Annotated in this window: 18 protein-coding genes; 12 read left to right on the plus strand and 6 right to left on the minus strand. The window is 62.1% G+C overall.

What is annotated here, in order from left to right:
* Positions 1–57 precede the first annotated feature (57 nt).
* The 3 genes from B2S33_RS16140 to lysA form a co-directional block, all read right to left on the minus strand.
* Positions 58–1,473, minus strand: a complete 1,416-nt coding sequence (locus B2S33_RS16140; RefSeq protein ID WP_288650661.1) for an efflux transporter outer membrane subunit — start codon at positions 1,471–1,473, stop codon at positions 58–60.
* A gap of 106 nt (positions 1,474–1,579) precedes the next feature.
* On the minus strand, positions 1,580–2,290 hold the full coding sequence (locus tag B2S33_RS16145) for an AraC family transcriptional regulator (RefSeq protein WP_027916534.1): 711 nt from the start codon (positions 2,288–2,290) through the stop codon (positions 1,580–1,582).
* 251 nt (positions 2,291–2,541) lie between these two features.
* Positions 2,542–3,774 (minus strand): diaminopimelate decarboxylase, encoded by a 1,233-nt coding sequence (gene lysA / locus B2S33_RS16150; protein ID WP_288650647.1) that lies wholly within the window; start codon positions 3,772–3,774, stop codon positions 2,542–2,544.
* A gap of 123 nt (positions 3,775–3,897) precedes the next feature.
* Here lysA and B2S33_RS16155 point away from each other — a divergent pair, with 123 nt between their 5' ends.
* Entirely contained in the window at positions 3,898–4,803 is a 906-nt protein-coding gene (locus B2S33_RS16155; protein WP_288650649.1) for a LysR family transcriptional regulator, read from the plus strand.
* 40 nt (positions 4,804–4,843) lie between these two features.
* On the opposite strand, the gene B2S33_RS16160 is transcribed toward B2S33_RS16155, so the two are convergent.
* Positions 4,844–5,197 carry a hypothetical protein gene (locus B2S33_RS16160; RefSeq protein ID WP_027916537.1) on the minus strand — a complete coding sequence of 118 codons (354 nt, stop codon included), beginning with the start codon at positions 5,195–5,197 and terminating at the stop codon, positions 4,844–4,846.
* A gap of 273 nt (positions 5,198–5,470) precedes the next feature.
* Between B2S33_RS16160 and B2S33_RS16165 the strand changes: the two genes are divergently transcribed.
* Positions 5,471–10,336 carry an NAD-glutamate dehydrogenase gene (locus B2S33_RS16165; RefSeq protein WP_110606759.1) on the plus strand — a complete coding sequence of 1,622 codons (4,866 nt, stop codon included), beginning with the start codon at positions 5,471–5,473 and terminating at the stop codon, positions 10,334–10,336.
* Between the two features lie 260 nt (positions 10,337–10,596).
* On the opposite strand, the gene ppsR is transcribed toward B2S33_RS16165, so the two are convergent.
* Positions 10,597–11,415, minus strand: coding sequence for a posphoenolpyruvate synthetase regulatory kinase/phosphorylase PpsR (ppsR, locus tag B2S33_RS16170; protein ID WP_027916539.1), 819 nt, complete (start codon positions 11,413–11,415; stop codon positions 10,597–10,599).
* Between the two features lie 177 nt (positions 11,416–11,592).
* On the opposite strand from ppsR, the gene ppsA reads away from it, so the two are divergent.
* The 9 genes from ppsA to B2S33_RS16215 all read left to right on the plus strand — a co-directional run bounded on the left by ppsA (position 11,593) and on the right by B2S33_RS16215 (position 20,968).
* Positions 11,593–13,968 (plus strand): phosphoenolpyruvate synthase, encoded by a 2,376-nt coding sequence (gene ppsA, locus B2S33_RS16175; RefSeq protein WP_027916540.1) that lies wholly within the window; start codon positions 11,593–11,595, stop codon positions 13,966–13,968.
* A gap of 103 nt (positions 13,969–14,071) precedes the next feature.
* Entirely contained in the window at positions 14,072–15,064 is a 993-nt protein-coding gene (locus tag B2S33_RS16180; RefSeq protein ID WP_256674439.1) for an alpha/beta fold hydrolase, read from the plus strand.
* A 95-nt stretch (positions 15,065–15,159) separates the two neighbouring features.
* Positions 15,160–15,651 carry a ribonuclease E activity regulator RraA gene (rraA, locus tag B2S33_RS16185; RefSeq protein ID WP_023533704.1) on the plus strand — a complete coding sequence of 164 codons (492 nt, stop codon included), beginning with the start codon at positions 15,160–15,162 and terminating at the stop codon, positions 15,649–15,651.
* A 27-nt stretch (positions 15,652–15,678) separates the two neighbouring features.
* Positions 15,679–16,674, plus strand: a complete 996-nt coding sequence (locus B2S33_RS16190; RefSeq protein WP_088523054.1) for a zinc transporter ZntB — start codon at positions 15,679–15,681, stop codon at positions 16,672–16,674.
* An 87-nt stretch (positions 16,675–16,761) separates the two neighbouring features.
* A complete protein-coding gene (locus B2S33_RS16195; protein WP_023533663.1) occupies positions 16,762–17,034 on the plus strand; it encodes a hypothetical protein in 273 nt (90 codons plus the stop codon).
* A 2-nt stretch (positions 17,035–17,036) separates the two neighbouring features.
* Complete coding sequence (locus tag B2S33_RS16200) at positions 17,037–17,861, plus strand: mechanosensitive ion channel family protein (RefSeq protein WP_027916543.1); 825 nt, start codon at positions 17,037–17,039, stop codon at positions 17,859–17,861.
* 114 nt (positions 17,862–17,975) lie between these two features.
* Entirely contained in the window at positions 17,976–18,542 is a 567-nt protein-coding gene (gene sigX / locus B2S33_RS16205; protein WP_023533721.1) for an RNA polymerase sigma factor SigX, read from the plus strand.
* Between the two features lie 110 nt (positions 18,543–18,652).
* Positions 18,653–19,690, plus strand: coding sequence for an OmpA family protein (locus tag B2S33_RS16210; protein ID WP_023533705.1), 1,038 nt, complete (start codon positions 18,653–18,655; stop codon positions 19,688–19,690).
* Positions 19,691–19,942: 252 nt separating this feature from the next.
* The gene (locus B2S33_RS16215) at positions 19,943–20,968 is read left to right on the plus strand and encodes a quinone-dependent dihydroorotate dehydrogenase (RefSeq protein WP_027916545.1); all 1,026 of its coding nucleotides are present in this window, start codon (positions 19,943–19,945) and stop codon (positions 20,966–20,968) included.
* Between the two features lie 96 nt (positions 20,969–21,064).
* Here the strand turns inward: B2S33_RS16215 and rmf are convergent, their stop codons facing one another.
* Positions 21,065–21,280: a ribosome modulation factor gene (rmf, locus tag B2S33_RS16220; protein ID WP_023533691.1), complete on the minus strand. Its 216-nt coding sequence runs from the start codon at positions 21,278–21,280 to the stop codon at positions 21,065–21,067.
* A gap of 556 nt (positions 21,281–21,836) precedes the next feature.
* On the opposite strand from rmf, the gene rlmKL reads away from it, so the two are divergent.
* Positions 21,837–24,029, plus strand: coding sequence for a bifunctional 23S rRNA (guanine(2069)-N(7))-methyltransferase RlmK/23S rRNA (guanine(2445)-N(2))-methyltransferase RlmL (gene rlmKL / locus B2S33_RS16225; RefSeq protein ID WP_027916546.1), 2,193 nt, complete (start codon positions 21,837–21,839; stop codon positions 24,027–24,029).
* Positions 24,030–24,056: the final 27 nt, after the last annotated feature.

Here is a 24,056-nt window from a genome sequence, read left to right on the forward strand (position 1 = left end):
GTCCAGTGGAGGCGGTTGCGCTTTGCAAGCGTCGGCGGAGCCTTGGGCGTGGCGGCTTCACCACCCGCCGCCCAGTGCGCGGAACAGGTCGATCTGGGCACTGGCCACCTTGCCGCGCGCCTCGATGAGCTGGTCATGCAAGGCGATCAGCTCGCGTTCGCTGTCAAGCAGGGCCAGCCCGTCCTGGGTGCCCGCACGGTAGCTGGCCTGTGCCAGGGCGAAGCCGCGCTGGCTGTGCTCGAGCGCAGCCTGCAGCGAAGACAGGTGCTGCTGCTCGCCGGCATGGCGGGCCAAAGCCTGGCGCACATCCTTCAGGGCCTTGAGCGCCACGCTGCGATAGTGAGCGCGCTGGGCCTGCTGCAAAGCCTGGGCCTTGCCCAACCGGGCGCGGTTGGCTTTCAGGTTGGGAAATTCCCAGCTGATCAATGGGCCGACGCCAAAGGTGATGGCGCGGCTAGCCCCCAGGCCACTGATGTGACGATCAGCGCTAGCCAGTTGGGCGCCAAAACGAACCTTGGGGTACAGGTCGGCGCGCACGATGTCCGTTTCCAGGCCGGCGGCTTCCAACGCTCGTTCAGCCTGGCGTACGTCGGGGCGCCGTTCGAGCAGGTGCCAGCCATCGCCTGTGGGCAGCGTTGCCGTGAGTGAAGGGATGGCAGCGCAGGGGTGTGTGCGATCAACCGTGACGTCACCGGCCAGGGTGCTCAGCTCGAACAGCGCCACCTGGCGCCGCGCCTCGAAAACAGGTATCCGGGCGCGCACCTGTTCACGCAGGCCGAGCAGCCGCTCGCCGTCCAACGCCGTGGCGATGCCGGCCTGACGCTGGCGGTCGCTCAACAGCAGGCTGCGATCAAGGGTGCGCAGGGCTTGCCTAGCCTGGCTCAGGCGGGCGGTGTAGACGCATTGTTCGATGTAGGCACGGCTGGTCTGGGCGGCCACCTGCAGTCTCACGGCATCGTGCGCGGCGTTCGCAGCCTGCGCTTGCGCCTTGGCGCGATCGATTTGGGCTTGCACCTGCCCCCACACGTCCACCTGATACGCCAGCGCCACGCCCGGATTGAAGTGCCAGGAGGAGGAAGCATGGCTGTCACGGGCCTGGGCCAGGGTCTGATCGTCACTGTCCCTGCCGTAGGTTGCAGCAATACCCAGCGAGGTAGCAGGCAGGCGCTGCGCCTCAAACTCGCCGATGCCAGCCAGCAGTGCCCGCACGTTGGCTTCGGCCTGGGCCAGGTCCTGGTTGTTGGCCAATGCGCGCTCCACCCAGCGTCCGAGTTGCGGGTCCTGGTACAACTGCCACCAGCGCTCGGGCAAAGGCTGCGCGCTAACCCCGGCCTGGGTCTCGGCCAAAGGGTTGACCCGCATGGCCGCCGGGGGCTGTTCGGAGGCGGCAGGGTGCGTGCAACCTGCCAGCAGGCCGAACGTCAGCACAGCGCAAAGCTGTACGGGGGAGGGGATCATCAACGAAGTGGGCATCATGAACATCGCTTGTCAGTCATGATGCAACGTTAGCGAGACCGGTCAGGTCAAGGCTGCCGTAAGCGGGACAACCGTGCGCGCCAGCGGGACAATTCGAACCGCTTCAGCGGGGGCGTGCGCTCCCGTCCTGCCAGTCGCTGGGCGCGTATCCCAGAATACGCCTGAACATGGCTGCAAAGGCGCTTGGGCTCTGGTAGCCGTGTTCGAGCGCCACGGTGATGATCGGACGGCCTGCCGCCAGGCACTGCTGGCTCAGCATCACCCGCGCCCGAGCGCGCCACTGGCCGTGGGACATGCCCAACTCGCGCTGAAACAGCCGGGCCACATTGCGCGTGCTCATGTTCAGCGCAGTGGCGCACTCTTCAAGCGAATGCGCCTCGGCGGGTGACCGCAGCATGCGCTCGCACCAGGCCCTCAGGCGTGCGTGCGTCGGCATTGCAACGAACGTGTCGATGCGCCTTGCATGGGCGAGCTCGCCGAGAATGAGCGCCCGTACGTGCTCGCCCTCCCGGACACCGAGCATTCGCGAGGCTGCCAGGATCAATTCACGCAGCAACCCCGTCACCACGATCACCTGGCAGTGGCCGACATGGGGCGTCAGCAGCAGGGAGCGCATGCTGACGACGCCTTCCATGACAATGGCATGGCTGACGCCGGCCGGCACCCACAACGCATTACCCCCATGGATCACCCAGCTTCCCGAATCGGTACTCACATGCACAATGCCACTGGCCGCGTAGATCAGTTGGTCGTGGGCGTGGCAGTGGCTGGCGACGTGATCGCCGGGGGCGTAATCCATTTCGAGTGTCTGCATGTGGGGGATCCATCGTTGGAATGGATCCAATTGTAAAGGGGGATCGTGTGTGGAGGTTGCAAAGGGTGGGGTAGTGTGCGGTTTGAATGTGACTGAATTGCTTGATTCTAGGAAAAGATAAGAATTTATTGCGAGCTATTTGGTTTTCACAGTTCACATTCTATTAACGAGCGAAGTGTGTGGGGAGCACTGGGTGGTCTATCCCCGCAATGCCGGTTCGCCATGGCGGTCGGCATGCAGGGAATTGGAAGTTACAAGCCGGCCTCAAGCGCGAGTAGCGCGTCAATGGTCTGCCGACGGCGGATCAAGCGTACGACTTGGCCTTCGATCATCACCTCTGGCAGCAAAGGCCGGCTGTTGTAGTTGGACGACATGGAGGCGCCGTAGGCACCGGCATCGTGAATCACCAGCAAGTCGCCAATCACGGCCTGGGGCAAGTCCTGAGGGCAGAGCGCCTGTTCATCCTGAGTGAACACGTCCCCCGATTCGCACAGTGGGCCGGCGACCACGGTCGGTTGCCGCGGGCGGTCTACGGGGTGGCCGTCGGCATCGAGCAGGGTCATGGCATGGTAGGCCCCGTACATCGCAGGACGCATCAGGTCGTTGAAGCCAGCATCGACCAGCACGAATGTGTTGCGGCCCACCTGCTTGACGGCACGGACTTCGGTCACCAGATAGCCCGACTCGGCTACCAGAAAACGCCCTGGCTCGATCTCCATGCGCACCGGGTGCCCGAGCACGGCTTCGATTTCCTGCCGTGCCACTGCCCAGGTTTGCGCATAGCGCTGCAGGTCCACCGGCGTGTCGGTATCGCGGTATGGCGTCGAGAGCCCACCGCCGATCGAGAACGCTTCGATGTCGGTGTCCAGGCGCACGATCAGCTCGATCATGGCACGAGCCACCTGTTCCAGATGGGAGTAGTCAACGCCAGAGCCGATATGCATGTGCACGCCTACCAGGTGCAGGCGATGGGCCCGGATGCAGGCGAGCGCCTGCGGCAGGTCCTCGTGCCAGATGCCATGCTTGCTGTTCTCGCCCCCAGTATTGGTCTTGCGGCTATGGCCATGGCCGAACCCTGGGTTGATGCGCAGCCAGACACGGTGCCCTGGCGAGTGCTCGCCCAACTGGCGCAGCATGTCGATGGAGCCTGCGTTGACTTCGATCTTTTCCGCGACCGCGCGCGCCAGGGTGGCGCGGTCCAGCACGTCGCAAGTCAGCACCACCCCCGCAGGCTCGCCCGCCACACTGGCGCCGGCTGCAAAGGCGCGTTCCATTTCCCCGAGCGACACCGCATCGAGCACCAGCCCGTGCTGGCGCATCAAGCGCAATACCTGCAGGTTGGGGTTGGCCTTCTGGGCGAAGCGTACGGTGTCGAATGGCTTGAGCTGTTCTATCCGGCTGATGATGGTGGCGGCGTCGTAGGCCCACAGGGGTGAACCGTGCTGGCGAACGGCCTCGGCAAGCACAGCGTAAGGATGGTTCATGATCGAAGGACTCGGGACAGGGGGAAGTAGCGAGCATGGCCCATAGACTCGATTCAGAAAAATAGCTATTTTTGCGCCACCCATTCAGACCTGATATGACCTGTGAATACCGTCGGTGCTGCCATGAAACTCTCCGCCCGCCACATCGAAGTGTTCCGCGCCATCATGGTCTCGGGCAGCGTGACGGGCGCGGCGCGTCTGCTGTTCACCTCGCAGCCGACGATCAGCCGTGAGCTGGCGCGGCTAGAGCACGTGACCGGTCTGCATCTGTTCGAACGCACGGCCGGTCGCTTGGAAGCCACCGCCCAGGCGTTGCTGCTGATCGATGAAGTAGAGCGGGCGTATGTAGGCCTTGAGCGCATCGACCGTTTTGCCCAGGCCATTCGCAATTTTCAGCAGGGCCAGTTGGCCGTCACCTGCCTGCCGTTGTTTTCGCAGACGCTACTGCCCAAGGTCTGCCAGCGTTTCCACAAACAGCACCCTGGGGTGAGCGTGAGCATCGTGGCCCAGGAGTCACCACTGCTGGAAGAGTCCCTGGCCACCCAGCAGCACGACCTGGGCCTGACGGAGGTCGCGCAGATACCCCGCGGGGCGAGCGGGGAATTGCTGTTCAGCGCCAACATGGTCTGCGTGCTGCCTGAGCACCATCCGTTGCAGGCCAGGTCACGGCTGAGCCTGGCGGACTTCCATGAGATCGATTTCATCAACCTGGCCAGCCTGGACACCTATCGCCAGCGTCTGGACCACCAGTTTCGCGCGGCCGGGGTGAACCGTCGCACGGTCATCGAGACCACCAGCGCCGCCTCGGTGTGCGCCATGGTCAGGCAGGGCCTGGGCGTCGCCATCATCAACCCCCTGAGCGGGCTGGAGGCGGCCCAGAGTGGTTTGCCCATCAGGCCGCTGGAGATCTTGATCGCCTACCAGGTGATGCTGGTCAGGCCAGACCACCGGCCGGCCTCGGCGGCGGTCGAGCCGTTCTGTCAGACACTGCGCGAGCAGGCGCAGGCGATGCAGCGCGCACTGGCCTAGCCCCTGCGGGCTGTGGCAAGCCTGCGCAGTGATCGGTGGATTAGAGTTCGCAGATGAACGTGCCGGTGCCGCTCAGGATGTTTTCCAAGGTTTGCCTGATCTCGTCCAGATCGCTCAGCGTGCTGGTCAGGTTGATCTGAAGCACCTCATCACCGCGCAAGGCGTCCCGGTCACCTGCCGCCACTTCGATCAACAGGCCAGTTGCGCTCAAGGTCACTTTCAAGCCGTCCAGGGTCGAGGGCTCATCATCCAGGGTCAGGTCGACCGTGTCTTCGTCGGGGTAGCGGGTCAGCAGGAACATCTGGCCTTTGTCGCTGTGGCAGCACAGGGTGGCCATGTTGTCCTCCTCTTCATCGCAGGGGGTGGCGAACAGCACGGCTGTGTCGATTTGCATGGCGGGCTCGGATCAAAGGAAACGGAAGGGAATTCTGACAGTCTTGCTTACATGCATAAACGTAAAGTTACCGCCCCTTGAACGAAATTGTCGCAGCGCTGCAAGCCTTGATGACCGGTCAGTCGTTAAGCTGCGCCCAGTCCTGGGCGTGCATGCGCACGCTCAACGCCTGGTTTTCATCGTTCGCCCTGCCTGCAATCGTCTATCGTTGATCCCGGCACGGCGCACGCAGCGACGCTTCAACTATTACAAAGCCCAAGCGGAGTACCACAGATGGCGTTCTTCACCGCGGCCAGCAAAGCCGACTTCCAGCATCAACTGCAAGCGGCCCTGGCGCAGCACATCAGCGAACAGTCCCTGCCACAAGTGGCGCTGTTCGCCGAACAGTTCTTCGGCATCATCTCTCTGGACGAACTCACCCAGCGCAGGCTTTCCGACCTGGCCGGCTGCACCCTGTCGGCCTGGCGCATCGTCGAGCGTTTCGACCCCGAGCACCCGCAGGTGCGCGTGTACAACCCCGATTACGAACGCAACGGTTGGCAGTCGACCCACACGGTCGTCGAGGTGCTGCACCATGACCTGCCGTTTCTGGTGGACTCGGTCCGCACCGAGCTGAACCGCCGTGGCTACAGCATTCATACGCTGCAGACCACGGTATTGAGCGTGCGCCGCAACGCCAAGGGCGAATTGCTGGAGCTGCTGCCCAAGGGTACCCACGGTGAAGGGGTTGGGCACGAGTCGCTGATGTACCTGGAGATCGATCGCTGCGCCAACGCTGCAGAGCTGAGCGTGCTGGCTCGGGAAATCGAGCAGGTGCTGGCCGAGGTCCGCGTGGCGGTCGATGATTTCGAGCCGATGAAGGACAAGCTGCGTGAAGTCGTGGCGCTGGTCGAGCAGACCCCGTACGGGCCGGCCCAGCACGAAAAGGGCGAGGTCAAGGCGTTCCTGGAGTGGTTGCTGGACAACCACTTCACCTTCCTGGGGTATGAAGAGTTCACCGTCCAGGCCGATCAGGACGGTGGCCAGATGGTTTACGACGCGCAGTCGTTCCTTGGGCTGCCGCGTCGCCTGCGCGTTGGCTTGACCCCCGAAGAGCTGCGCATCGAAGACTACGCCGTGGCCTACCTGGCCGAGCCGCTGCTGCTCTCCTTCGCCAAGGCTGCGCTGCCAAGCCGGGTACACCGCCCGGGCTACCCTGACTACGTGTCCATCCGTCAGCTCGATGCCTCGGGTAACGTGCTCAAGGAACACCGCTTCATGGGCCTTTACACCTCCACGGTGTATGGCGAAAGCGTGCACGCCATCCCCTACATCCGGGTCAAGGTCGCCGAAGTGGAGCGCCGTTCCGGCTTCGATACCAAGGCTCACCTGGGCAAGGAACTGGCGCAGGTGCTCGAGGTGCTGCCGCGCGACGATCTGTTCCAGACGCCGGTCGATGAGCTGTTCAGCACGGTCATGTCCATCGTGCAGATCCAGGAGCGCAACAAGATTCGCGTCTTCCTGCGCAAAGACCCGTACGGGCGCTTCTGCTATTGCCTGGCCTATGTGCCGCGTGAAATCTATTCCACCGAGGTTCGGCAGAAAATCCAGCAGGTGTTGATGGAACGCCTGAAGGCCAGCGATTGCGAGTTCTGGACCTTCTTCTCCGAGTCGGTACTGGCCCGTGTGCAGCTGATCCTGCGCGTGGACCCGAAGAACCGTATCGACATCGACCCGCAGCAGCTCGAGCGTGAAGTCATCCAGGCCTGCCGTTCCTGGCAGGACGATTTCTCGGCGCTTGTCGTGGAGAACTTCGGCGAAGCCCAAGGCACCAACATCCTGGCCGATTTCCCCAAAGGCTTCCCGGCTGGCTACCGCGAGCGCTTCGCCGCCCATTCGGCGGTGGTGGACCTGCAGCACGTGCTGGCCCTGTCGGAAAGCAAGCCACTGGCCATGAGTTTCTACCAGCCGCTCACGCGGGTTGGCGAGCGCACCCTGCACTGCAAGCTGTACCACGCCGACACCCCTCTGGCGCTGTCGGACGTACTGCCGATTCTGGAAAACCTCGGCCTGCGCGTGCTGGGAGAGTTCCCCTATCGACTGCGCCACGCCAATGGCCGCGAATACTGGATTCACGACTTCGCCTTCACCTACAGCGAAGGCCTGAGCCTGAACATCCAGGAGCTCAATGACACCTTCCAGGATGCATTCATCCACATCGTCGGCGGCGATGCCGAAAACGATGCCTTCAACCGCCTGGTGCTGACCGCGGGCCTGCCGTGGCGCGACGTGGCATTGCTGCGTGCCTATGCACGCTACCTGAAACAAATCCGTCTGGGCTTCGACCTGGGCTACATTGCCAGCACGCTGAACAACCACACCGACATCGCGCGCGAGCTTACCCGCCTGTTCAAGACGCGTTTCTACCTGGCCCGCAAGCTGACCCAGGACGACCTCGAGGACAAGCAGCAGCGCCTTGAGCAAGCGATCCTCAATGCGCTGGACGAGGTGCAGGTGCTCAACGAGGACCGCATCCTGCGTCGCTACCTGGACCTGATCAAGGCCACCCTGCGCACCAACTTCTATCAGCTCGATGCCAACGGCCAGAACAAGTCGTATTTCAGCTTCAAGTTCAACCCCAAGCTTGTGCCCGAACTGCCCAAGCCGGTGCCCAAGTTCGAGATCTTCGTCTATTCCCCTCGGGTCGAGGGTGTGCACCTGCGCTTTGGCAACGTTGCGCGCGGCGGCCTGCGCTGGTCGGACCGCGAGGAAGACTATCGCACTGAGGTGCTGGGCCTGGTCAAGGCGCAGCAGGTGAAGAACTCGGTAATCGTACCTGTCGGCGCCAAGGGTGGTTTCCTGCCACGTCGTCTGCCACTGGGCGGCACGCGTGACGAGATCGCGGCAGAGGGCGTGGCGTGCTACCGCATCTTCATCTCGGGGTTGCTCGACATTACCGACAACCTCAAGGACGGTGGCGTCGTGCCGCCGGTCGGCGTGGTGCGTCACGACGATGACGACCCGTACCTGGTCGTGGCGGCCGACAAAGGCACCGCCACGTTCTCGGACATCGCCAACGGCATCGCCATCGACTATGGCTTCTGGCTGGGTGACGCCTTCGCATCGGGTGGCTCGGCAGGCTACGACCACAAGAAAATGGGCATCACCGCCCGCGGTGCCTGGGTCGGCGTGCAGCGTCACTTCCGTGAGCGCGGCATCAACGTGCAGGAAGATCCGATCACGGTGATCGGTGTGGGCGACATGGCCGGCGACGTCTTCGGTAATGGCTTGTTGATGTCCGACAAGCTGCAACTGGTAGCGGCCTTCAACCACCTGCATATCTTCATCGACCCCAACCCGGAGCCGGCGTCCAGCTTTGCCGAGCGCAAGCGCTTGTTCGACTTGCCGCGTTCGGCGTGGACCGACTACGACACCAGCATCATGTCCGAAGGCGGTGGCATTTTCCCGCGTAGCGCCAAGAGCATCGCCATCACGGCGCAGATGAAGGAACGCTTCGCCATCGAGGCCGACCGCCTGACGCCCACCGAGCTGCTCAATGCACTGCTCAAGGCGCCCGTTGACCTGCTCTGGAACGGTGGCATCGGCACCTACGTCAAGGCCAGTGGCGAAAGCCACGCCGACGTTGGCGACAAGGCCAACGACGCCTTGCGTGTCAACGGCAACGAGCTGCGCTGCAAGGTGGTGGGCGAGGGCGGCAACCTGGGCATGACCCAGCTTGGCCGGGTGGAATTCGGCCTGCACGGCGGCGCCACCAACACCGACTTCATCGACAACGCCGGCGGCGTGGATTGCTCCGACCACGAGGTCAACATCAAGATTCTGCTCAACGAGGTTGTGCAGGGTGGTGACATGACCGAGAAGCAGCGCAACCAGCTGCTCGGTAGCATGACCGAGGAAGTGTCCGGCCTGGTGCTGGGCAACAACTACAAGCAGACCCAGGCGCTGTCGCTGGCAGCGCGTCGCGTGCGCGAGCGCATTGCCGAGTACAAGCGCCTGATGGCCGACCTCGAGGCCCGTGGCAAGCTTGACCGGGCCATCGAGTTCCTGCCTTCCGAGGAACAGCTGGCCGAGCGCCTCGCCGCCGGCCAGGGCCTGACCCGTGCAGAGCTCTCGGTACTGATCTCCTACAGCAAGATCGACTTGAAGGAGCAGTTGCTCAAGTCCCAGGTGCCGGACGACGATTACCTGACCCGCGACATGGAAACCGCGTTCCCGCCGTCGCTGGTCAGCAAGTTCGCCGACTCCATGCGCCGCCACCGCCTCAAGCGCGAGATCGTCAGCACCCAGATCGCCAACGACCTGGTCAACAACATGGGCATCACTTTCGTGCAGCGGTTGAAGGAATCGACCGGCATGAGCCCTGCCAACGTGGCCGGGGCTTACGTGATCGTGCGCGACATCTTCCACCTGCCGCACTGGTTCCGTCAGATCGAGGCGCTGGATTACCAGGTCCCCGCCGAGATCCAGCTGACCCTGATGGACGAACTGATGCGCCTGGGTCGTCGAGCCACGCGCTGGTTCCTGCGTAGCCGTCGCAATGAGCAAGACGCTGGCCGTGATTGCGCCCACTTTGGGCCGAAGATCGCCCAGCTTGGGCTCAAGCTCGACGAACTGCTCGAAGGCCCGACCCGCGAACGCTGGATGGTGCGCTACCAGAGCTTCGTCGATGCGGGGGTGCCGGAGCTGTTGGCACGCATGGTGGCCGGTACCAGCCATCTGTACACCTTGCTGCCGATCATCGAGGCGGCTGATGTGACCGGTCACGAGCCGGCGCAGGTGGCCAAGGCGTTCTTCGCCGTGGGCAGCGCGCTTGACCTGACCTGGTACTTGCAGGAGATCAGCAACCTGCCGGTGGAGAACAACTGGCAGGCCCTGGCCCGGGAAGCCTTCCGCGACGACATCGACCTGCAACAACGCGCCATCACCATCTCGGTATTGCAGATGGCCGATGCACCGCAGGACATGGATGCCCGCGTCGCGCTGTGGGCCGAGCAGCATCGGGTGATGGTGGAGCGCTGGCGCGCCATGCTCGATGACCTGCGCAGCGCCTCGGGCCATGACTACGCGATGTATGCAGTGGCCAACCGCGAACTGGTCGATCTGGCCATGAGTGGGCAGGCGACTGTAATGCCGTCCTGAGTCATTGCTGAAATGAAAAAGCCCCGGCCGTGATGCCGGGGCTTTTTTGTGGGTGAGGTGTTGGGCGATTGGTTATGGAATGACGGTCAACGGGGCGCGCAGCGGCCCCAGTGATCTGTGATGCAGAACTCAAGTACCGAGGCCGCTGATGCCCGCCGCCGGCACCGAGCAGCACCCATAAGCCAACGATAGAGACAGGCGTTGCTCACGATGTCTGCGCTCAAACCCTACGACATCACCAGACCAAGCCCGCCACTGCCTTACTTGAACCGCCGCTCCACACCCTTCTCCACCAGGATCTTGGCCGATATTTCTTCCACCGAAAAATGCGTGGAATTGATGTTGGGAATGTTCTCGCGGCGGAACAGGCTCTCGACTTCTCGCACCTCGAATTCGCACTGGGCGAAGCTCGAGTAACGGCTATTGGGCTTGCGCTCGTGGCGAATGGCGGTCAGCCGGTCGGGGTCGATGGTCAGGCCGAACAGCTTGCTGTGGTGCTTTTTCAGCACCGCCGGCAGTTGCAGGCGCTCCATGTCGTCTTCGGTCAGCGGATAGTTGGCCGCGCGGATGCCGAACTGCATGGCCATGTACAGGCACGTCGGGGTTTTGCCGCAACGGGACACACCCACCAGGATCAGGTCGGCCTTGTCGTAGTAATGGGTGCGAGCGCCGTCATCGTTGTCCAGGGCGAAGTTCACCGCCTCGATGCGCTCCATGTAGTTGGAATTGCCACCAATGGAGTGGGATTTGCCCACCGAATACGAGGAATGGGCGGTCAACTCCTGCTCCAGCGGGGACAGGAACGAGGAGAAGATGTCGATCATGAACCCGTTGGAGGTGGCGAGGATCTCGCGTATGTCCTGGTTGACGATGGTGTCGAAGATGATCGGCCGCATGCCGTCGCGCTCGGCCGCCGCATTGATCTGCTGAACCATGTTGCGCGCTTTTTCGGGGGAGTCGATGTATGGCCGGGTGAATTTGCTGAAAGGAATGCTCTCGAACTGCGCGAGCAGGCTCTGGCCCAGGGTCTCGGCAGTGATGCCGGTGCCGTCGGAGATGAAGAACGCGGTTCGTTTCATTTGCGATCGGGGCCTTAGTGATGATGACGTTTCTTGATTATGATAAGTTCGCTTTGCCGAATGCGGCTGTCGGCATTCTCACTTATTTTCCAGGTACAGGCCACATGCGTCCGGCCCAGTCAAGAAGACAGGCGGGCGCCGTTGAGCTTTTCCAATACAGCTAGTGGAGAGATCACCTTGGTAGAGTACGTAGTTTCCCTCGAAAAGCTCGGCGTCCATGATGTGGAGCATGTGGGGGGCAAGAACGCATCCCTGGGCGAGATGATCAGCAATCTTGCCGGTGCCGGCGTGTCCGTGCCGGGCGGCTTTGCCACTACGGCTCAGGCGTACCGTGATTTCCTCGAGCAAAGTGGGCTCAACGACCGCATCCATGCGGCGCTCGATGCCCTGGACGTGGACGATGTCAACGCCCTGGCCAAGACCGGCGCGCAGATTCGCCAGTGGGTGATGGAAGCCGAATTCCCGGCGCGTCTGGATGCCGAGATCCGTACCGCCTTCGCCGAAATGGCCAATGGCAACGACAACATGGCCGTGGCCGTGCGCTCCTCGGCCACCGCCGAAGACCTGCCAGACGCCTCGTTCGCCGGCCAGCAGGAAACCTTCCTCAACATCCGCGGCGTGGACAACGTGATCCGTGCTGCGAAGGAAGTGTTCGCCTCGCTGTTCAATGACCGTGCCATCTCCTACCGTGTGCACCAGGGCTTCGACCACAAGCTGGTCGCACTCTCGGCTGGCGTGCAGCGCATGGTCCGTTCCGAAACCGGCACCGCCGGCGTGATGTTCACGCTGGACACCGAGTCGGGATTCCGTGACGTCGTGTTCATCACCGGTGCCTACGGCCTGGGTGAAACCGTGGTCCAGGGCGCGGTCAACCCTGACGAATTCTACGTACACAAACACACCCTGCAGGCTGGCCGTCCGGCCATCCTGCGCCGCAACCTGGGCAGCAAGGCGATCAAGATGGTCTATGGCGAAGAAGCCAAGGCCGGTCGCTCGGTCAAGACGGTCGAAGTCGATCGCGCCGAGCGTGCCCGCTTCTGCCTGAGCGACGACGAAGTCAACGAGCTGGCCAAGCAGGCGATGATCATCGAGCAGCATTATCAGCGCCCAATGGACATCGAGTGGGCCAAGGACGGTGACGACGGCAAGCTGTACATCGTCCAGGCCCGCCCTGAGACCGTGAAGAGCCGCGCCAGCGCCAACGTCATGGAACGTTACCTGCTGAAAGAGAAGGGCACCGTGCTGGTCGAAGGCCGCGCCATCGGCCAGCGCATCGGCGCCGGCAAGGTCCGCGTGATCAACGACGTGTCCGAGATGGACAAGGTCCAGCCAGGCGACGTGCTGGTCTCCGACATGACCGACCCGGACTGGGAACCGGTCATGAAGCGTGCCAGTGCCATCGTCACCAACCGTGGCGGGCGTACCTGCCATGCGGCCATCATTGCCCGTGAACTGGGTATTCCGGCGGTCGTCGGTTGCGGCAACGCTACCCAGATTCTCAAAGATGGGCAGGGCGTGACCGTCTCCTGCGCCGAAGGCGATACCGGCTTCATCTTCGAGGGTGAACTGGGCTTCGACATCAAGCAGAACTCGGTGGACGCCATGCCTGAGCTGCCGTTCAAGATCATGATGAACGTCGGCAACCCGGACCGCGCCTTCGACTTCGCCCAGCTGCCCAACGCCGGTGTAGGCCTGGCCCGCCTGGAGTTCATCATCAACCGCATGATCGGCGTGCACCCCAAGGCATTGCTCAACTACGCCGGCCTGCCGGCTGACCTGAAGGACAGCGTCGACAAGCGCATCGCCGGTTATGACGATCCGGTCGGTTTCTATGTGGAGAAGCTGGTCGAAGGCATCAGCACCCTGGCAGCGGCGTTTTATCCCAAGAAAGTGATCGTTCGCCTGTCGGACTTCAAGTCCAACGAGTACGCCAACCTGATCGGCGGCAAGCTGTACGAGCCCGAAGAAGAAAACCCGATGCTGGGCTTCCGTGGGGCCTCGCGCTACATCAGCGAGGCGTTCCGCGATTGCTTCGAACTCGAGTGCCGCGCACTCAAGCGCGTGCGCAACGAAATGGGCCTGACCAACGTCGAGATCATGGTGCCGTTCGTGCGTACCCTCGGTGAGGCCAGCCAAGTGGTCGACCTGCTGGCTGAAAACGGCCTGGCCCGTGGCGACAACGGCCTGCGCGTCATCATGATGTGCGAACTGCCGTCCAACGCCATCCTGGCCGACGAGTTCCTCGAATACTTCGACGGTTTCTCCATCGGATCGAACGACCTGACTCAGCTGACGTTGGGTCTGGACCGTGATTCGGGCATCATTGCCCACCTGTTCGATGAGCGAAATCCTGCGGTCAAGAAGCTGCTGGCCAACGCCATCGCGGCGTGCAACAAGGCCGGCAAGTACATCGGTATTTGCGGTCAGGGCCCTTCGGATCACCCAGACCTGGCCAAATGGCTGATGGAGCAGGGCATCGACAGCGTATCGCTGAACCCGGACTCGGTGCTCGAAACCTGGTTCTACCTGGCCGAAGGCCAAAGCGCGACCTGATACCGCAAAACGCGAGGGGCGTCTGGCGTCCCTCGCCTGGTTTTTTCCAGGGCGAGTTCCAGCGATGGATTTCGCCCTTTTTTGTGCGACAAGCAACCGACCTATGCAAAGCAGCAGTACATTATTTCCCGTCGCCTTGCTCAGTGCCGAGCGTCGCGGCGACCTCAGTGAAGACGTCTATCGCATCAAGGCCGGCTTGGGTCCCGATCCCAGCGTGGAGCTGGCCGTGACCCGGCTGGGCTTGGCTGACCAGAACACCGCCCAGGGTATTCCGGTCATCTTGCTGCATGGCAGCTTTTCCAATCGGCGTTTCTGGTATTCACCCAAGGGCGGTGGCCTTGGGGCCTACCTGGCCCGGGCCGGCTTCGATGTATGGATCCCCGAGATGCGTGGTCACGGGCTGTCGCCGCGCAATCGGGATTGGGCACAGAACACGGTGGTCGCCTACGCGCGCGACGACGTACCGGCCATCGGTGCCTTCGTGCATGAGAAAGCGGGCAGGGCGCCCCTGTGGATTGGGCATTCGTTGGGCGGCACTACCTTGGCGGTCGCCCTGGGGAGCGGCGCGTTGGCTGCGCAGCATGTGTCGGGTGTGGCGCTATTCGGTTCCCAGGTAAGCCGCAGCTACTGGCCGTTGAAAGTGCCTCCGGTGGTGTGGGGCATGCGCTGGCTGCTACGCCGCTGGGGGCATTTGTCTGGCTCGCGCTTTGGGCGCGGGCCAGAGGATGAACCCGTCGGCCTTGCCTTGGAACACATGCGCTGGCATGGATTGATCGGGCGTTTTGGCGACAAGCAGGGCGATTGGTGGGCAGGCCTTGCGCAAGTCGACGTGCCGACGCTGGCCGTCGCAGCCGCGGCCGACCAGCAGAGCCCGCCGTGGGCCTGCCGCACGTTGTTCGAGCAACTCGGTGGCGCGCACAAGCAGTTCCTCTGCCTTGGGCCTGCGGCGGGCTTCGATGCCTTTGGCCATGCGGACATGCTGGCCAGCCAGGCTGCCCACGTGCAGGTATGGCCGCTGGTAGAACGCTGGCTGCGTGAGCCCAGGTTGCCGGTGCATGCGTCCATCGAGGCCTTGGCGCTCGTGCCCGCGCTATGAAAGGCGCTGACCGTGCGGTCTCGGGTGACTGCGGTGTGCTCCAAGGTGTAGCCTTGGCCCTCAATCGCTTTCGTTGTGACTGACAGGAGCTTGCCATGCAGCATTACGTAACGCCCGACCTGTGTGACGCCTATCCGGACCTCGTGCAGGTGCTGGAGCCGATGTTCAGCAACTTTGGTGGCCGCGATTCGTTCGGTGGCCAGATCGTCACCATCAAGTGCTTCGAGGACAACTCGCTCGTGCGTGAGCAGGTCGAACTCGATGGCCGGGGCAAGGTGTTGGTGGTCGACGGCGGCGGCTCGCTGCGTCGCGCCCTGTTGGGCGACATGCTTGCCGAAAAAGCGGCGAAAAACGGCTGGGAAGGCCTGGTGATCTACGGCTGCGTGCGCGACGTCGACGCACTGATCCAGACCAACGTGGGTGTGCAGGCGCTGGCCAGCCACCCGCTCAAAACCGACAAGCGTGGCATTGGCGACCTCAACGTCGTGGTGAGTTTCGCGGGCGTGACCTTCAGGCCCGGTGAATACGTGTACGCCGACAACAACGGCGTACTGGTCTCGCCAAGCCCGTTGCAGATGCCGGAGTGACGCGCCGCTGGCGCTGATGGAGCTTTGATGTTCGAGGAAGACAACGCGCAGTGGGGGCTGGTGCATGCCCTGGTGCTCGATGGCAAGGGCGGGGCACGCGCCATCGCCCGAACCGAGCTGGCCGATTTGCAACTGCAACCTGAGCAAAGCCTCTGGTTGCACTGGGACCGCAGCCACCCCCAAACCCGGTCGTGGCTGCTGAGCGAGAGTGGCCTTAGTGAATTCGCCTGCGAGCTGTTGCTGGAAGAGAACACTCGGCCGCGCTTGCTGCCGATGGCCGACGAGCAATTGTTGCTGTTTCTGCGTGGGGTCAACCTCAACCCTGGTGCCGAGCCTGAGGACATGGTTTCGGTGCGAATCTTCGCCCAGGCCCAGCGCGTGATTTCGCTGCGCTTGCGCCCGCTCCGGGCCAGCGACGAAGTCCTGCTGCAACTGGAGCAGGGCAGGGGGCCGAAGACAGCTTCCGAGTTGCTGTTGCTGATGGGCGAACTGCTGACCGAGAAAGTCCAGGGTTTGGTCAGCGATCTGTCCGAATTGGTCGACCTCGAAGAAGAAAAGGTAGAGGTTGACGAGCGACACCTGCCTGATCAGGGCAGCTTGCAGCAGATCCGCCGCCGCGCGGCTGGCCTGCGACGCTTCCTGGCCCCGCAGCGCGACATCTATGCACATCTTTCACGCAGCAAGTGGAGCTGGTTTGCCGAGGTCGATGCCGATTACTGGAACGAGCTGAACAACAGCCTGATCCGCTATCTCGAAGAGCTCGAACTGACCCGCGAACGTGCGGCATTGGTGCTTGAGAGCGAAGACCGCCGCCGCAGCGAACGGATGAACCGCACCATGTACCGGTTTGGCATCATCACCTGCATCTTTCTGCCAATGAGCTTCATCACCGGGCTGTTGGGCATCAACGTGGGTGGCATTCCTGGGGCGCAGAACCCTTACGGGTTTCTCATGGCGTGCCTGGTGGTGCTGGGGCTGGCAGCAGGGCAATGGTGGTTGTTCCGGCGCTTGCAGTGGGTATAGCCGCCAGCGCGCCAGCAGCCTGGTCGACACAAGGTGTGACCCGTCGCCAGGCCGTCTCGTCTCTTGCTGATACTACGCGAGGTGCCCATGCACGATCCGTTCGAACAATCCCTGCGTGACCTGCTCAAGGCATCCCCGTCCGGCAATGACCGCCATGACCAGGATGATGCCGCCTGCCTGGGTCGCGTGCTCAAGACCGCCAACCGTCAGGTTGGCGCCGGTGATCTGTTCAGCTTGCTTGGCCGTTGGAGCCAGGCGCTGATGATCGCCATCAACAATGGCTCGGCGCACGTCGCGCCGGTGCGCAGACATTCTTCCCGCAACGCTGCCGCTGGCAGCAAAGCTGATAAGGCCGACTGAATATGGAACTCGATCTCTGGACCCAGAGCCTGGTCACCGCCATGACCGCCCTATGGACCAAGGTGGCGAACTTCATCCCCAACTTGTTCGGCGCGTTGGTGGTGGTGCTGCTGGGCTTTGTGGTAGCCAAGCTGCTCGATACCTTGCTCTCCAAACTGCTGGCCAAGCTTGGCCTTGATCGCCTGATGGCCGGTACGGGTCTGACCAAGATGCTGGGCCGGGTTGGCATTCAGGTACCGATTTCTACCCTGATCGGCAAGATCGTCTACTGGTTCGTGCTGCTGATCTTCCTCGTATCGGCCGCCGAGTCGCTGGGCCTGGAGCGCGTCTCGGCCACGCTCGACATGCTGGCCTTGTACCTGCCCAAGGTGTTCGGTGCAGCGTTGATATTGCTCGCGGGCGTGCTCCTGGCGCAGGTGGCCAACGGCCTGGTGCGCGGCGCTGCCGAAGGCGTGGGGCTTGAGTACGCCGCGGGGCTTGGACGCATCGTTCAGGGCCTGGTCATCATCATCAGCATTTCAGTGGCTATCAGCCAGCTGGAGGTCAAGACCGACCTGCTCAACCATGTGATCGTTATCGGCCTGATTACCGTTGGTCTGGCCGTTGCGCTGGCCATGGGCCTGGGTAGCCGCGAGATCGCGGGTCAGATCCTGGCGGGCATCTACGTCCGCGAGCTGTTCCAGGTGGGTCAGCAGGTGCGCATTGGCGAGGTAGAAGGGCATATCGAGGAAATCGGCACGGTCAAGACGGTGATCCTCACCGACGATGACGAGCTGGTTTCCCTGTCCAACCGAGAATTGCTCGAGCAGCGGGTCAATAGCCGCTGACCGCACAAAGCTGTTAATGTATGCCGCCGCAAAAACCGACCCTCCTGGGCGTTTGCGGCGACATTGACCTGACTGTCGGCCAGATTCGTTTTGAATAAAGTCCCCACGCCGCCCATGCGCTACGACCCCCGCGAACTCACCGACGAAGAGTTGGTGGCGCGCTCGCATGAGGAGCTGTATCACGTCACCCGCGCGTATGAGGAGCTCATGCGTCGCTATCAGCGAACCCTGTTCAACGTATGTGCACGTTATTTGGGGAACGACCGGGACGCGGATGATGTCTGTCAGGAAGTCATGTTGAAAGTGCTCTATGGTCTCAAGAATTTCGAGGGAAAATCCAAATTCAAGACCTGGCTTTACAGCATCACCTACAATGAATGCATCACCCAGTACCGCAAGGAGCGCCGCAAGCGCAGGTTGATGGATGCCTTGAGCCTGGACCCTGTTGAAGAGGCGTCCGAGGACAAGGCCCCAAAGGCCGAAGAAAAGGGCGGGCTGGACAAGTGGCTGGTCCATGTGAACCCGATCGATCGGGAAATCCTGGTGCTGCGATTCGTCGCCGAGCTGGAGTTCCAGGAGATCGCGGATATCATGCACATGGGGCTCAGCGCGACGAAAATGCGATACAAGCGTGCGCTTGACAAGCTTCGGGAGAAATTTGCCGGTCTGGATGAAACTTAACGACCAGCAAATATCTCTAACGAACCGGCGAGTTCTGCTAGACTCGCCGACGAGTTGTCCCCCCGGTTTTGGTGGGACTGCTTAACTATCACCAGATGGGGATTTAACGGATGAAACTGAAAAACACCTTGGGCTTGGCCATTGGTTCGCTCGTAGCCGCCACCTCGATTGGCGCTATGGCACAAGGCCAAGGCGCCGTCGAAACTGAAATCTTCTACAAGAAAGAATTCTTCGACAGCCAGCGCGACTTCAAAAACGACGGTAACCTGTTCGGCGGCTCCATCGGTTACTTCCTGACCGACGACGTTGAACTGCGTCTGGGCTACGACGAAGTCCACAACGCTCGTGGCGACGACGGCAAGAACATCAAGGGCTCCAACACCGCCCTGGACGCCGTTTACCACTTCAACAACCCGTACGACGCCATCCGTCCGTACGTTTCCGCTGGTTTCTCGCACCAGTCGATCGGCCAGACCGGCCGTGGTGGTCGTAACCACTCCACCTTCGCCAACGTTGGCGCTGGCGCCAAGTGGTACATCACTGACATGTTCTACGCCCGTGCCGGCGTAGAAGCTCAGTACAACATCGACCAGGGCGACACCGAGTGGGCTCCAAGCGTTGGTGTTGGTCTGAACTTCGGCGGTAGCCCGAAGAACCAGGCTGCTCCTGCACCTGCTCCAGTTGCTGAAGTCTGCTCCGACTCCGACAACGACGGCGTTTGCGACAACGTCGACAAGTGCCCAGACACCCCGGCCAACGTCACTGTTGACGCCGACGGCTGCCCGGCTGTTGCCGAAGTCGTTCGCGTTGAGCTGGACGTCAAGTTCGACTTCGACAAGTCGGTCGTCAAGCCTAACAGCTACGGCGACATCAAGAACCTGGCTGACTTCATGAAGCAGTACCCACAGACCACCACCGTGGTTGAAGGTCACACTGACTCCGTAGGTCCAGACGCTTACAACCAGAAGCTGTCCGAGCGTCGTGCCAACGCTGTCAAGCAGGTCCTGACCCAGCAGTACGGCGTAGAATCCAGCCGTGTTGACTCGGTTGGCTACGGCGAAACCCGTCCGGTTGCCGACAACGCCACCGAAGAAGGCCGTGCTATCAACCGTCGCGTTGAAGCTCAGGTAGAAGCCCAGGCCAAGTAATTGGTTTGAAGCTTCATGAAAAACCCGGCCTCGGCCGGGTTTTTCTTTGCCTGCATGACAGCATGTGATGTCTAGCAGGCAAGCACTGGTGTAAGGCCCAGCCAAGGCAGTGCTTGCCTGCTAGACATTTGTCTGTACGTTCATCTGCCCAGGCAGCCCTCCGCAGAAAACCTGCAGGCCAACATCGGGCTGTCCTGTGCCGTTGGTGATAGCTATAATCGCCCCCTCACTCACCCCGAGTCTTGCCTGCCCATGTATACCCTGGCCCGCCAGCTGCTGTTCAAACTGTCACCGGAAACTTCTCATGATCTGTCGCTGGACCTGATCGGTGCCGGCGGCCGGCTTGGCTTGAACGGCAAGCTGTGCAAGCGCCCGGCCTCATTGCCGGTCAAGGTCATGGGCCTGGATTTCGCCAACCCGGTAGGTCTGGCGGCTGGCTTGGACAAGAACGGTACGGCCATCGACGGCTTCGCCCAGCTGGGCTTCGGTTTCGTCGAGATCGGCACTGTCACGCCTCGCCCGCAACCTGGCAACCCCAAACCTCGGCTGTTCCGCTTGCCAGAGGCAACTGCCATCATCAACCGCATGGGTTTCAATAACCTTGGGGTTGATCATCTGCTGGGCCGTGTACGCGCTGCCCGTTACAAGGGCGTGCTGGGTATCAATATTGGCAAGAACTTCGACACGCCAGTCGAGCGCGCGGTGGACGATTACCTGATCTGCCTGGACAAGGTCTACAGCGCGGCCAGCTACGTCACTGTCAATGTCAGCTCACCCAACACCCCGGGGCTGCGCAGCCTACAGTTCGGGGATTCGCTCAAGCAATTGCTCGATGCCTTGGCGGAACGTCGGGCACAGCTGAGCGCCCGTCATGGCCGGCATGTGCCCTTGGCCATCAAGATTGCCCCTGACATGAGCGATGAAGAAACGGCGCTGGTGGCCGCTGCGCTTGTCGAGTCAGGCATGGACGCGGTCATCGCGACCAATACCACGCTCGGGCGCGAAGGCGTGGAGGCCCTGCCGTATGGCGGTGAAGCAGGCGGGCTCTCAGGTGCCCCCGTACGCCAGAAGAGCACACGTATCGTTCAGGTGTTGGCCGGTGAGATGGGCGGCAAGCTGCCAATCATTGCCGCAGGGGGCATCACGGAAGGAAAACATGCGGCCGAGAAGATCGCCGCCGGTGCGAGCCTGGTGCAGATCTACTCGGGCTTCATCTATAAAGGGCCGGCGCTCATTCGAGAAGCCGTGGACGCCATCGCCGCCATGCCCAAGCGGTAAGCTTGCCCGCAAAAAAAGGGCCCCATGAAGGGGCCCTTGGGCCTCAGCCCGCCGCCCTGGTGGGGCGTGCCTGGTAAATCGCGTGAATGTCCTCTATCAGCCTACGGCGTGATTTTCGTTGAGCCTGTGGATACCGGCGGTGCCAGTCATACCGTCCCAGTTGTCACCACGGCCCTCCCGCCAGCCGTTGATCCAGGCTTGACGAACAGATGGCAGGGTAAAGGGGCAAAGCTCCCGGGATTTGCCGGTGACTCCATATTGGTAGCCACGTGAAAATGCTCTTTCCAACGGATCACGCTTAAGTCTTCTCATAGGGTGTTGCCCTCACTTGTTGACTGTAATGTCCCGTCGGCCTCATGGAGGCCGGGCAGAATCGTTCTGCCGGTATGGGCTCGCTGCCGGCGTCGCGAGCCTGAAGTGCCGCTTCGTTGCGATGCGGCCTGTGCTCAGTTCTAACCAATGCAGGTGACGGTGGGAATGATCGATTTGTCATAAGCACGTAACCTTTCCAAGGGTCAGGGGATAAGTAAATAAATGCGACTCATCCTTATTCCCGCCGCAGCCCCGCAGGATCGGGGTTAGCCGAAGTTTGACGCCATTTTGCCATCGCCTCTGTGAGGCATTTGAAATACCTCGAAATGCGACGAAGGGTCACCTAGGTCCCGGTGTCGCGAGAATGTATGTACTGCTCGATGATCTAAGCTGTTTGTGCCGTCAGGCATGGATGGGTAAGTCGGGCGGCCCGGTCATCGCTCTTGCGTAAGGGGAGCGTGGCCACTTGCACACCTGTCGGAAAAGGGTGCAGGTAAACAGGGCGTCGCGATGCGTCGCAGCGCCAGTCTAATAGCCCTACTGTGCTGGATAACTCATGTCGGACCGTTTCGAACTCTACCTCACTTGTCCCAAAGGCCTTGAAAGCCTGCTTGCAGAAGAGGCCCGCAGCCTTGGCCTGGATGAGGTGCGTGAACACACCTCGGCTATTCGCGGGGCTGCCGACATGGAGACAGCCTACCGTCTGTGCCTGTGGTCCAGGTTGGCAAACCGCGTATTGCTGGTGCTCAAGCGGTTTTCCATGAAAAACGCCGACGACCTGTATGACGGTGTCAATGCCGTGGAGTGGGCCGACCACTTGGCCGCTGATGGCACCCTGGCCGTTGAGTTCAGCGGTCATGGGTCAGGGATCGACAATACTCATTTCGGCGCTCTCAAGGTCAAGGACGCCATTGTCGACAAACTGCGCAACCGTGAAGGCCTACGCCCGTCGGTGGAGAAGATCGACCCGGATGTGCGCGTGCACCTGCGCCTTGACCGGGGTGAGGCGATCCTGTCGCTGGACCTCTCCGGTCACAGCCTTCATCAGCGTGGTTATCGCCTGCAGCAAGGTGCAGCACCGCTCAAGGAAAACCTCGCTGCCGCCGTGTTGATTCGTTCCGGCTGGCCACGCATCGCTGCCCAGGGCGGCGCACTGGCCGACCCCATGTGTGGTGTCGGCACATTCCTGGTCGAGGCGGCAATGATCGCCGCGGACATCGCCCCCAACCTCAAGCGTGAGCGTTGGGGCTTCACGGCGTGGCTGGGCCATGTGCCTGCGCTCTGGCGCAAGGTGCATGATCAGGCGCAGGCGCGGGCTGAAGCTGGCCTGGCCAAACCTGCGTTGTGGATCCGCGGCTATGAAGCCGATCCTCGCTTGATACAACCAGGGCGTAACAACGTCGAACGCGCAGGCCTGAGCGATTGGGTGAAGATCTATCAGGGTGAAGTGAGTACATTCGAGCCGCGCCCGGACCAGAACCAGAAAGGCTTGGTCATCAGCAACCCACCCTACGGGGAGCGTCTGGGTGACGAAGCCAGCCTGCTTTACCTTTACCAGAACCTTGGCGAACGCCTGCGTCAGGCATGCATGGGTTGGGAAGCCGCCGTCTTTACGGGCGCTGCGCAACTGGGCAAGCGCATGGGCCTGCGCAGCCACAAGCAGTACGCATTCTGGAACGGTGCACTGCCCTGCAAGTTGTTGCTGTTCAAGGTCCAGCCGGACCAGTTCGTGACCGGCGAGCGCCGTACCGAACCGGCTGAAGCCCTGCAAGCCCACCAGCCAGCGCAGGTGGCCAGCCAGCCTGCTCGCCTGTCCGAGGGTGCGCAGATGTTCGCCAACCGCCTGCAGAAAAACCTTCGGCAGCTGGGCAAGTGGGCTCGCCGCGAACAGGTCAGCTGCTATCGACTGTACGATGCGGATATGCCCGAGTATGCCCTGGCTGTAGACATGTATCAGGACTGGGTGCACGTGCAGGAATACGCCGCGCCGCGTTCGATCGATCCCGACAAGGCACAAGCGCGCCTGCTCGACGCGCTGGCGGCGATCCCCCAGGCCCTTGGTATTTCGCCACAACGCGTGGTGCTCAAGCGCCGGGAGCGTCAAAGCGGAACCCGCCAGTACGAGCGCCAGGCCACGGAAGGTCGCTTTCAGGAAGTGTCGGAAGCGGGGGTCAAGCTGCTGGTCAACCTGACCGACTACCTCGACACCGGCCTGTTCCTGGACCATCGGCCGATGCGCTTACGCATTCAGCGTGAGGCGGCCGGCAAGCGCTTCCTGAACCTGTTCTGCTATACCGCGACGGCTACCGTGCATGCAGCCAAGGGCGGGGCGCGCAGCACCACCAGCGTCGACCTGTCGAAAACCTACCTGGACTGGGCGCGGCGCAACCTGGCGCTCAACGGCTTTTCAGAGCGCAATCGTCTGGAACAAGGGGATGTCATGACGTGGTTGGAGGCCGAGCGTGAAAGCTACGACCTGATCTTCATCGATCCGCCCACGTTCTCCAACTCCAAGCGCATGGAAGGTGTGTTCGACGTTCAGCGCGACCACGTTCAGTTGCTGGACTTGGCGATGGCGCGGCTGGCCCCGGGTGGTGTGCTGTATTTCTCCAACAACTTCCGCAAGTTCCAGCTCGACGAGCACCTGTCTGCTCGTTACGCCGTGGAAGAGATCACCGCCCAGACGCTTGACCCGGACTTCGCCCGCAACAACCGCATCCATCGCGCCTGGAAGCTGCAGTTGCGGTGATGCGCCGACGCCTGTGCCCTTGCGGGG

Source organism: Pseudomonas sp. UBA5568, assembly GCF_002425525.1.
In the GTDB taxonomy this organism is placed as follows: Bacteria; Pseudomonadota; Gammaproteobacteria; order Pseudomonadales; family Pseudomonadaceae; genus Aquipseudomonas; species Aquipseudomonas fulva.